Annotated in this window: 10 protein-coding genes and 1 pseudogene; 3 read left to right on the forward strand and 8 right to left on the reverse strand. The window is 38.8% G+C overall.

Annotated features, from left to right (window positions below; genetic code table 11):
- Nucleotide 1: 1 nt before the first annotated feature.
- Both IPJ16_13630 and IPJ16_13635 read right to left on the reverse strand, forming a co-directional pair.
- Complete coding sequence (locus tag IPJ16_13630) at nucleotides 2–2,428, reverse strand: ABC transporter permease (GenBank protein ID MBK7628213.1); 2,427 nt, start codon at nucleotides 2,426–2,428, stop codon at nucleotides 2–4.
- Between the two features lie 166 nt (nucleotides 2,429–2,594).
- Nucleotides 2,595–4,472: a von Willebrand factor type A domain-containing protein gene (locus tag IPJ16_13635; protein ID MBK7628214.1), complete on the reverse strand. Its 1,878-nt coding sequence runs from the start codon at nucleotides 4,470–4,472 to the stop codon at nucleotides 2,595–2,597.
- A 243-nt stretch (nucleotides 4,473–4,715) separates the two neighbouring features.
- Between IPJ16_13635 and IPJ16_13640 the strand changes: the two genes are divergently transcribed.
- Complete coding sequence (locus IPJ16_13640; protein ID MBK7628215.1) at nucleotides 4,716–5,312, forward strand: sigma-70 family RNA polymerase sigma factor; 597 nt, start codon at nucleotides 4,716–4,718, stop codon at nucleotides 5,310–5,312.
- Nucleotides 5,296–6,315: a TonB family protein gene (locus IPJ16_13645; protein MBK7628216.1), complete on the forward strand. Its 1,020-nt coding sequence runs from the start codon at nucleotides 5,296–5,298 to the stop codon at nucleotides 6,313–6,315. The genes IPJ16_13640 and IPJ16_13645 overlap by 17 nt, the downstream gene beginning before the upstream one ends.
- A gap of 24 nt (nucleotides 6,316–6,339) precedes the next feature.
- On the opposite strand, the gene IPJ16_13650 is transcribed toward IPJ16_13645, so the two are convergent.
- The 6 genes and pseudogenes from IPJ16_13650 to IPJ16_13675 all read right to left on the reverse strand — a co-directional run bounded on the left by IPJ16_13650 (nucleotide 6,340) and on the right by IPJ16_13675 (nucleotide 10,503).
- Entirely contained in the window at nucleotides 6,340–6,609 is a 270-nt protein-coding gene (locus IPJ16_13650) for a hypothetical protein (protein ID MBK7628217.1), read from the reverse strand.
- Entirely contained in the window at nucleotides 6,591–6,749 is a 159-nt protein-coding gene (locus IPJ16_13655) for a hypothetical protein (GenBank protein ID MBK7628218.1), read from the reverse strand. The genes IPJ16_13650 and IPJ16_13655 overlap by 19 nt, the downstream gene beginning before the upstream one ends.
- Nucleotides 6,750–7,323: pseudogene (locus IPJ16_13660) on the reverse strand (pentapeptide repeat-containing protein).
- Nucleotides 7,324–7,399: 76 nt separating this feature from the next.
- On the reverse strand, nucleotides 7,400–8,845 hold the full coding sequence (locus IPJ16_13665) for a peptidase M64 (protein ID MBK7628219.1): 1,446 nt from the start codon (nucleotides 8,843–8,845) through the stop codon (nucleotides 7,400–7,402).
- A gap of 177 nt (nucleotides 8,846–9,022) precedes the next feature.
- A complete protein-coding gene (locus IPJ16_13670) occupies nucleotides 9,023–10,219 on the reverse strand; it encodes a sodium:proton antiporter (GenBank protein MBK7628220.1) in 1,197 nt (398 codons plus the stop codon).
- A 140-nt stretch (nucleotides 10,220–10,359) separates the two neighbouring features.
- On the reverse strand, nucleotides 10,360–10,503 hold the full coding sequence (locus IPJ16_13675; GenBank protein ID MBK7628221.1) for a hypothetical protein: 144 nt from the start codon (nucleotides 10,501–10,503) through the stop codon (nucleotides 10,360–10,362).
- Between IPJ16_13675 and IPJ16_13680 the strand changes: the two genes are divergently transcribed.
- A complete protein-coding gene (locus IPJ16_13680; protein MBK7628222.1) occupies nucleotides 10,502–11,596 on the forward strand; it encodes a glycosidase in 1,095 nt (364 codons plus the stop codon). The genes IPJ16_13675 and IPJ16_13680 overlap by 2 nt on opposite strands.

The raw sequence follows: 11,596 nt of genomic DNA on the forward strand, positions 1-11,596 counted from the left end.
ACTATTCTATTCTCAAAGCCCTTGATGGATTATAATTTGCAGCTTTAATTGTCTGATAGCTAATCGATAACCACCCAATTATCAGGACAATTAATGTTGCGCCAAGATAAATAAACGCGCTAACACTTATCTTGCTGGCAAATCCCTCGAGCCAGTATTTCGATCCGAAATATGCAATAGGATAAGCAATTACAGATGAAATCAGGATAAGGTATATCACTTCCTTTGACAAGAGGCCTAATACCACATTTATTGAAGCTCCGTATGTTTTTCTGATCCCAATCTCCCTGGTCCGCTTGTTTGTAATAAATGTTACCAGGCCAAGCAATCCGATACAGGCTATAAAGATTGCCAGTACAGAAAATATGATAAAGATCTTGCCTGTCTTCATCTCCGACCTGTAAAGATTATTCCATGAATCAGTGAAAAAATCATACTGGAATGGCTGCATCTGTGTAAATGTCAGCCACTTGCTCTCAATTTCCCTTATAGTTTCATTTATGTTATTCCCGGTAAGTCTTACAGTAGCGTATTGATCGCCGCCACCCATCCGCAAAACGGTAAAAATTACCGGATCTATTGATTTATGCATCGATGTGATATTAAAATCCTTCATTACACCAATTATCTTCAGTTTCTGAAACTGACCGGGACCAGCAGGCTGAAGAACATATTTTCCAACCGGATCTGTTAATCCCAAAGATTTAACTGCTGCTTCATTTATCATTACCGAAAGTGAATCAGTACTGAATTCCCTTGAGAAAAATCTTCCTGCAACAAGCTTAACACCTAAGGCTTCGGGAAAGTCAAAACTCACCTGGGTTTGCTGCAACAGATAAGTTTTCTTTTCAGCATCCTCATCATTAAAAAAGGCATTATTGTTAAAATTGGTTCCCGGGACAGCTCTTGAAAATCCAACTTTTTCAACACCTGGAATTTGCAAAATCTGGTCACGGAATGATGGCATCTGCCTGAAGAAGGCATCCGGTCGTCTTATTACAATAAGATTCTCTTTCTCAAATCCCAGGTCTTTATTAGTCATGTAATTCAATTGCCTGTATACTATTATGGAGCCAATAATAATTACTATTGAGACTGTAAACTGGAAGACAACCAGGATACCTCTCAGCCTCTTTGACATCGAACCAGGGTTTAAAGTTCCCTTTAATACCTCAACAGGATTAAATGATGCCAGAACAAAGGCAGGATAGAAACCGGCTGAGACCCCTACAAAAAGGATCAGAAGAAGTATTGATAAAAACCCAAGATAACTATCAAAAAGTCCGACTGACAATTCCCTTCCAATAAGCTGGTTGAAAGCCGGTGTAAAAGCAATAACCAGCAAAATAGCCAATATTGTCGCCAGGGCTGCGATCAGCAGAGATTCACCCAGGAACTGTGAAATCAGGCCTGGTTTATTAGCACCTGATACTTTCCTCACACCCACTTCTTTTGCCCTTCCGGCGGACCTTGCAGTTGCCAGATTAACATAGTTTATTATAGCTATAATCAGAATTAACAAAGCAATAACAGCAAATATATATACAGTACTAAGCGAACCATTCGGCTCAAGATTATACTGGGTTGCACCCTTAAGATGAAGATCCTTTAAAGGTTCAAGTACATAACTGAATTCATTGCCTGCCTTTCTGAAATCTTCAATTGAATACCCGATAAACTGCTGAATCTGAGGACCGACATATTTGATAACCATCTCCCTGAATTTTTCCTGCAGGGCATCTTTATCTGTGCCATCCTTTACTACAATATAGGTATAGAAATTATGGTTCAGCCAGAATGTATTGTTACCCTGTCCGGGATATGTGCTCATTGAACCAAGCATATCAAATTGTATATGAGAATTGTCCGGCACATTCTGAACGACTCCGGTAACAGTATATAGAATTGTATCTGCCTCAACAATAATTTTTTGTCCCATAGGATCCTGATCCCCAAAGTACTTTTTTGCGTACTCCTCAGTAAGTACCATCGATTTTGGTCTCACCAGGGCTGTTTTAGGATCACCTGATATCAGCTTAAAATCCAGAACATCGAAAAAAGTCGAATCAGCAAACAACACTCCATCCTCGTTGAATTTATTTTCCCCGAAACGGATCAGCCATGCTCCCATTTGTGTCACCCGGGTAGCTTTCAGTACTTCAGGGTAATCATTTAGCATTGCCTGTGCCATCGGGGCTGCTGTCACAGCCTGGTCGAGTATTCCTCCTGCCATGCGGCCGACAACTTTAATACTATAGATGTTTTCATAGTTTTTATGAAACCTGTCATAGCTCAGTTCATGAATGACATAAAGAGTTATAAACATGAAACTTGTTAGTCCGATTGCCAGACCACCTACATTTAATAGTACATATCCGCTCTGCTTTCGCATATTGCGGAACACATTGATAAAAAAGTTTTTCAGCATATCAGGTACGGTTAGTTTCTTTTTTCTATATCATATTAAAGACATAAAAAAAACTACCGTGTTGCATCCGGTAGTTTTTAATTCTTATAATTCTTCTCTGTGTTACTCTGTGGCTTCTCTGTGTAACTCTGTGTAAGTTCTTATTTTTTTACACAGAGAGCTTTTTTTATTCTTTATCAGCAAGAACCCGCATATCTTTTACGGTACTGATTAATCTGATAAGCTCAGATCTGTAGCCGTCTTCATCCTCACCCCTTGCCGATCTGGCCAGTTTTGCAGCCCCCTCAAGAGTAGAGTTTCCTTTGAATTCCGAATTTCTGAGAATCATGCCGAATTCTGATACTGCAGCAGCAAAACGAATGTTATCAGAAGCATCTTCCAGGTCGGAGATATAACCTTTGACCAATTTATCAAGCAGCATGCTTGTTTTTCCATCAGGCTTTTTATACCGGAGCTTGATTGTCAGGTATTCAGATGAGTAATCCTTTTCATCCTGTTTTTTCGATGCAGAAACCTGATATTTCAGCGGATCAACAGAAGGGATTCTTTCATCTGATCCTGCCGGAACTAGTTCATAAAGAGCAGTTACATTATGTCCCGAGCCCATTTCACCTGCATCCTTGGTATCATCATTGAAATCCTCATCGTTCAGCAGCCTGTTTTCGTAACCAATAAGCCTGTATGACTGCACCTTAGCAGGATTAAACTCTATCTGGAACTTGACATCCTTAGCTATTGTGAACAATGTGCCGCCGAATTCCCGGACCAATACTTTTCTTGCTTCCTGAAGGTTATCAATATATGAGTAGTTACCATTGCCTTTATCGGCAATTATCTCCATCTTATCATCCTTTACGTTTCCCATTCCGAATCCGAGCACTGTTATAAATACACCCAGTTCACGTTTCTCCTCGACAAGTCTCTCCATCCCGCCATTACTTGATTCACCAACATTGAAATCGCCATCAGTGGCAAGAATAATCCTGTTGTTTCCGCCTTTTACAAAGTTTTTCTCAGCCTCTCTGTAAGCAAGCTTCAATCCGGCACCACCCGCAGTCGATCCGCCTGCTTCAAGATTATCTATGGCTGCCATTATTGCTTCCTTCCTGTTACCAGGAGTCGATTCAAGTACAAGTCCCGCAGCACCTGCATAGACCACAATCGCAACCTTGTCTTCCGGTCTTAGCTCATTTACAAGTAATCCAAAAGCTGATTTAAGCAATGGAAGTTTATTTGGATCGCTCATTGAGCCAGAAACATCAATCAGGAATACAAGATTGGAAGGAGGAAGTGATGATTTATCAATGCTCTTACCCCTTAGTCCGACATGAAGCAACTGATGATTTGTATTCCATGGACAGATTGCAAGTTCTGTATAAACTGAAAACGGATGTTCACCTTTTGGCTCAGGGTAATCATATTTGAAATAATTTATCATCTCCTCTATCCTTACAGCATCTGCGGGTGGAAGCTGACCACCATTAATGAACCTCCTGATGTTCGAATATGATGCATTATCAACATCAATCGAAAATGTTGATAAAGGATTGTTCTTCACATTTTTAAAACCATTTTCATTAACTGAAGCATAACCTTCTGTATTAAAGTTATTGTTGTAACGCTGGAATGATCCTTTTGATTCATAAGCCCTCATAGAAGGCGCCGATGCATAAGGTGACCTGGTAGCTATATCTTTTCTGGCACCATAGCCTGTAACAACAAGTTCATCCATTAGCGTTATTTCCTCATTCATCTTAATATTGATCACACTTTTGTTTCCGATTATTTCCTCAACTGTTGTGCAACCAGCAAATGAAAATATGAGTGCTTTTGCCTGAGGATCAACTACTATACTATAATATCCTTTCTGATCTGTAATGGAAATCAAAGATTTGGCAGAACTTCCCTTGACTTTTACTGTCACCCCGGCGAGAGGTTGTCCCTGATTATCGGTAACTATACCGTTAATAGTTCTGAATTCTGTAAAAGCAATCATAATTGCCCCGAGAATTACTACTGCGAAGATTGATAAACTGTTTTTCATAATATCGGTTTTTAGTTAAACTTTTCTCATATGATGCAGGGTTTTTCCAAATTCCATAAAACCTCAGATTTATTTTCGCAATTGAAGTATCTTTAACATTGAATTTTATTATGAAGAATTATTACACAGAGAACCACAGAGAAGACACAGAGTACCACAGAGGAGACCTCAGTATAACTCTGTGATACCTCCGTGTAGCTCTGTGTTTAAAAGAATCCTCAAATTCAGTCGATTTAAGATCTGATGGCAATATTTAAAACAGGAAATATAAAGCAGCCAAAACCTGATGAGGTTCTACTTACTGAATTTACATCAACAGGTAATCCCGAGGTTCTTGGTGAGCTCTATACCCGATATATGCATCTGGTATATGGAGTATGTCTGAAATATCTGAAAGACAGGGAAGAATCGATGGATGCTGTGATGCAGATCTTTGAAAAATTAATTACAGATATCCCGAAACAAAAAATTGAAAACTTCAGCGGCTGGCTTCATATTGTAACCAGAAACTATTGCCTCATGCAGCTGAGGTCAAAGAAATCTAAAGATGAAAAACATAATGAATGGCTAAATGATACAACAGTTTTTATGGAATACAGCAATTCCGTGCATCCTATTGATAACGAAGAACAGGATCTGGAGAAAGCACTTGCTGATTGCATTGAACGATTGAAAGAGGAACAGAAAGAGTGTATTAAGCTATTTTACTATGAAAACAGGTGCTACCAGGAGATCTCAGCTGATCTCAATATTGATGAGAAGAAGGTGAAGAGTCACCTTCAGAATGCAAAAAGAAATCTTAAAATCTGTCTTGAAGAAAAACATGTCAGACAAGAATAAAAATACCGGTAAGGGTCTTTCAGATTTTCTCCGTTACAGGAAAGGGGAAATGACCGGGGAAGAGAGAAACTCATTTGAAAGGGAGCTTCAGAAAGATCCATTTGCCAATGAGGCATCTGAAGGATTTGAATCATTATCGCCTGATGATATTTTGATTGATCTTAAGAAAATTGAGAACCGTATTCCCAAAGCAAAAACCCGAGTAAAAGGATTTGTCATTTATCGGATAGCTGCTTCTGTTGCAGTGCTTATGGTAATTTCAACAATATTTATTTTGGTTCAGAGAAACAAAGCTGATGTACAGCTTGCAAAATATGAGAAGGCATCCGAACCTTTTGAAATATCGAAAGAAGAACCTGTTATACAAAATATAGCCGAAAAAATTAAAACCGGACCGGCTATAACTATCGAACGGAAGAATGAAGCAATTGCTGCTACTGGTGGAGCCGCTGCAGAGAAAAAACAGGAAGACATTATAACAAGAGATTTAATTGCGGAGAAAAAAGAGGTTATTGATTCTATTGCTGATATAGTAGTTAAACCCGCTGAGATCTACCTTGCTGAAGAAAAAATGGCAGCTCCTGCTGCAATAGTAAAGACAAGATCTACCGCTATTTCAGAGAGGCAGGTGAGGTTCGATACATCATTAGCTGAATTGGAAGAAGTAGTAGTTGTTGGTTATGGAGCAAACAGCAAGAAAGACACAGAGACCGGTTATGCTGCACCTCAACCTGTCACAGGGAAAGCTGCCTTTGATAAATATATAGAAGAGAACATACACAGACCCGATTCAATAACTGAAGGCCAGAGAGTAGTTGTTGTTATTAATTTCACAGTACTTTCTGATGGAAGGCTTGACAGTATTAAAATAATCAGAAGTCCGGGAAAAGCCTTTTCTGACGAAGCAATAAGACTCATTAAATCAGGACCTCAATGGAAGCCTGCTGAGGAGAATGGCAAAGCTGTTGATGATGAAGTGAGAGTCAGGATAGTATTCAAGTAGGTTCTGTTTCCACGAAAACTTTAATCAGACTTTCAAAAGAGTATGTATAACTATTTCTTTATCTAAGACGCTGTACAGAAGAATGAGAGGACCTGCGTTCATGACAAAAACTGACTCTTCAGATGTTCTTATCCCTGCCGCTGGATTCTTTCTTATCTCCTTCAGATTCTTGGAAATCGTTTTAAAAGTCATGACAGAATCCTCCTTTTTTTTACCTCTTCTGATGTCTGATTCGAACATGGTAAAGAGTCTCTTAACTGCAATATTTGACCAGATTACCTTTCTTTTAGCCATGTCTTAACTTCCTTTTTAAGGGTTTTGTGATCAACAAATAATCCGTCTTCAATTTCCTTCTTTGAAGCTGAGATTTCGTCTAATTGTTCAGCTGTAAGCTGCAGAATTGTATCATCTGCAAAACTCTTTTTTGATTCCATTTATTCAATTATTATCTGATATTTACCTAATAATCCTGCAATTCCAACTGAAGAGAACTTTGCATTTTTAATTCTGTTTTCCTCGGGGTCAAACGAATAATTAATTGCAGTCCTGAAATCTGCCTTTTCCAGAATTGATTGGTGAAAAAGAGTTCTTGTCAGGTCACAATTATTAAATGAGGATGAAGTCAGATCAGCTTCCGAGAAGTCTGCTTCCCTCACCGAACACTCTTCAAATCTGGTATTCTTAATCTTCTTCTTCTGAAAATTTGAGTAATCAAGTACGCATTTTTCAAAACTGAATGAAAGGAAAAAGTCTTTGCAGGCATTAAATCCTGTACCCAACAGTTTACACCCTGTGAAAGTCACATCTCTCAGTCCGGCATTATTAAAAATAACATTACTGAAATCACAACTTTCGAATCTGCAATCAGTAAAATTACTACTCTGTCAGATCACTTCCTTTGAAATTACAGCCCACAAAAATACAGCCGTCAAATTCCTCCCCTGATAAATCCCTGCCGGAATAATCAACTTTTTCAAATTTCTCGTCTATATGTATCTCTCCATTCATAATCAATCCATTCCACTCTACCTTACTCTTCTCCCCTTCATCCGTTGAGCCCTTGCGCCGTTACGCCGTTGCGCCTTTACTTCACATACTGATCTATCACATTCTCAATCGACCTGCTGCACACTCTGCAGAATACAAGATGCCGGGTGTACATTATACAATCAACCTGAGGACGATACAAACCTTTTGCGAGGTAACCAGCTCCTTCAAACGCGCCAACCTTATCTCTGTACTGCTCTTTGGCAAAATATTCATTCTCCTGGTTCATCTGACGGGTAAAAAGGTCCTCCATAACACTCTCAGGTACCATGGCAGCCCTGAGGCTATCCCGCTCCTTCTGAATAGCATAACCGGCTTTATCAAATTCCTCCTTATTCCAGGGTGTAGGCAGAGGAGTACCTGCCTCAATAAGGTCTTTCCATTTTAAATTATTTTTATCAAACAGTGCAGTGATGTTTGTTTCCCATGGTTCAACCTTAACTTCAGGAATTTCATAGGAGACTGATGAAGTGTAATATTCATCGGCCAGTCCTGCCATATGATGTCCCATCTCATGTATCATAATATACTCCGCAAACTTATTATCAGCTGAGACAGTTGTGTAAAGATTGTAGATCCCTCCGCCGCCATAAGTTCTCTCATTCACCATTATAACCATCAGATCATAGGGAACTGCTGAAGCAACATCCCGTATTGTCCTGTTATCATACGAAAGAGCATACCTTTCTGAATCGAAACTGCTGTAATGAACAGTCAGAGGTGTCCTCTTAAACACCCCGTGATGTGGTTTATTTACTCCGCTTGCTTCAGCAGGGGTCTCTATTGCCCTTACATTGAAATCACTTTTTCTTGATTTAAATGGCTCTGCATTCAACAGATAGCCGGAAAGTCTTGCAGCATCCTTCCTGAATTTTTCCATCTCTTCTTTCGAATAGCCGTCACCAAGGATTACAATGTCAACTTTATTCTCAGCCTTACCACTTTCCAGGATAACATCAACTTTCCTTGTATTAACAAGATCAGAAGGATTTACCTCTCTTAAGGCGGGATTTGGATTAATATCGGTACTCCAAATTGTCACGAAATTATTTGAAGCATCCCTCTTCTTCATCAGAACAGTAACCGGTTTTACCGGCCATGGAAATCTGGCCGATTCATGAAATGTGCCCCATTTTTCTGAGGCTTCCGGGATGGTCTGCCACTCTCCGAATACACTTGCAAATCCATGTGAGTAAAGAAGAATATTTGACTCTTTATCAAGGACTTCCAGGAAATAAAGTCCGAGCTTCAGGTCATCTATCAGTACCTTTTTGCTCCCGCTCCAGATACCATCCGAGACTATTCTGTCGGTTGCAAAATGCTCCTCTGTAGCTGTACCTGAATGAAAATAATCGAGACGCATAGTCTTATCAAGGAAATAGCTGGTGAATTCAACGTTCCCTTTATTAACTGCCTGAATACCAATAGTATCTTCTGAAGGCAGTACGATTTGCTTACTTTCTTTCTGTTTGCATGAAACCATGAGAAAGAGAAAGACAGGGAATAGTAAATACTTTTTCATAATCAATCAGATGAATTGTTTCAATAAAGGTATTTAAATTTAATAATCGAAAAACTGTCTGGTAATAGTTTTTGTGAATGCTTATAATCAACCATAAAAGGAATGTTTGTGTTCCACCTATCAGGAGACTAAGAGTAACTAAACTTGCTTCTGCTTTGAGATTGATTCAATAGGATTACCAGAGGTTTTAAAAAGACCTGCCATCATCACAAATACTGATATTAATACCGTCTGAATAACAAGGGAATTATTTACTCCCGGAATGGAGAGTTCAGGTAGAATTGAAATAAACAGCAGGATAGTGATTAAACCTCTTGGAGCAATAAACTGGAGTGGATATACCGGCAGTCCAGTAACTTTAATTGTAACATATCGTATTAAGAGAATTAAAGCGACTATACCTGCAGCCCATGGTAGGGTATTGGTATCGATAATTTCCCGGGGCTCTATAAGAAATCCAAAGAGAATGAAGAATAGTGACCTCACGAGAAATGTTGCCTCGATGGTTATCTCTTTAAACTTGATAACCTCCTTATCGAGTTTCTCCGGTCTTAATTTATCTATCCAGGGGTATCGCTTAAAGGACTCAAAATTACCAAGAAACAATCCAAATACCATAATAAATACAAGTCCTGGTAAGTGAAAATACTTAGTGATTGAATAGATGAGAATAGTTGAAAGTATTATCGGGGTATATGTGATATGATTCCTTATCCTGCTTAACAAAAAAGCGAGAACGAGAACTGATACAAACGAAATAAGAACAATTATCGCTATCTGAAAGATGAAAAATCCAAATGTTTTAAAGTCAAAGATTTCATTTAGAACAATAAAATTGAATATCAGGACTCCGAGGATATCTGAAAAACTGCTCTCATAAATTACAAATTCTCTGTCGTGCAATAGCAGGTTCCTTACGCTTGGTATTGCAATTGCACTGCTTATGACACAAAATGGCAAAGAATTGACCAGACCTGTTCTGAAAGGAACTGCATAATAAGTATGAAATATAAAAGCCAAAACTGAAGACATCACCAGTATGGGGATGAGAGCTACTAAAAATGTTTTTCTGATAACACCAGCTTTAGACCTGTTCAACTCCAGTTCCAGAGACCCTTCAAGTACTATAAGTATTAATCCGATAGTGCCCAGAATTGGCAATACAGGATTTAGGTCGGGCATTCTTAACGGCAAATAGCTTGTTCCTGCTTTTACCAGCATACCTAATATTAACAGTAGGATTACCGATGGAATCTTTGTAAAAGCCGAACTCAAATCAAAGAAATATGCAAGCAGCAATAATGAACAAATGGTAATTATTATGGCATTTTGCATTTATAAAATTTTATTTTAAAATTCCTAAAGTGTAAAGATAGGAATTCTATCTTCGCTAAAAAATAACAGACTTTTAATATTCCAGTTATAAATAAAGATCAATTCTTATTCTCCATAACCTAATATATACCCGGCCTTTTTTACCAATGCATGTCCGGATAATTGATTACCTTAAAAATTCTGTCGTTTGTAACATAGTTCTCAGGTACAGGTCCTGAATGAAATATGTATCTTTGAGTGCTCTGCCTGCCGGCAGACAGGTTTGTGGTAAAATTTTTTCTCATGAAATTCAAATATATATTACTTATATCATTGGTCTTATCTGGTTGTAAAAACTCCACTTCAGCAGATAAGCCTGCGCTGACTGATCCTGAAAATTGGGCCATGACCGGCTTTGAAAAAGCTGACACGATTAATCCAATTCTCAATCCCTCGTCTTTGCAGCTCTTTAATTGTCCTGTCAGTAAAAAAGAGGTAAAATGGGAAGAGAGAAATGTTCTTAATCCTTCAGCCATTGTGAAAGATGACAAGGTTTACCTCATTTACCGGGCACAGGATAATGAGATGACATCAAGGATCGGATTAGCCATAAGCGACGATGGTTTGCATTTTACCAAACAGGCTGAACCTGTTTTTTACCCTGCTTCTGACAGCATGTACCAGTATGAATGGAAAGGCGGTGTTGAGGATCCACGGGTAATTGAGAGTCCTGACGGCACCTATATCATGACATATACCTCCTATGATGGAAAAACTGCAAGGCTCTGTCTGGCAAGCTCAACAGACCTTAAAAACTGGACAAAACATGGTTTGGTTTTAGGGTACGGAAAATACAGGGATACCTGGTCAAAGTCTGGTGCAATTGTTGGGGAACTTAAAGGAAACAAAATTATCGCAGCGAAAATAAAGGGAAAATACTGGATGTATTTTGGTGATACTGATCTGTTCATAGCTACATCTGATGATCTCATCCATTGGGAAGTAGCTGAAAATGCAGAAAGCAAAAAGATGATTTCAGTATTACATCCCCGCATGGGTTATTTCGACAGCCGGCTGGTTGAACCCGGACCATTTGCTTTATTAACAGAGAATGGAATTCTTCTGATCTACAACGGAAGTAATGCAGCGAACTTTAACGATCCTTCCTTACCTGAATTCACTTATGCAGCCGGTCAGGCACTGTTTGACAAAGAAAATCCATACAAGCTCAAGGACAGAATGGAGAGTCATTTTATCCATCCTGACAAACCTTACGAGAAAACCGGAGAAGTAAATGAGGTCTGTTTTGTGGAAGGACTTGTCTATTATAAAGAAAAGTGGATGCTTTATTATGGAACAGCCGATTCAAAGATTGCAGTAGCAGTAAAAAAGGATTAA

The sequence above is a fragment of the Bacteroidales bacterium genome, assembly GCA_016709865.1.
In the GTDB taxonomy this organism is placed as follows: Bacteria; Bacteroidota; Bacteroidia; order Bacteroidales; family VadinHA17; genus LD21.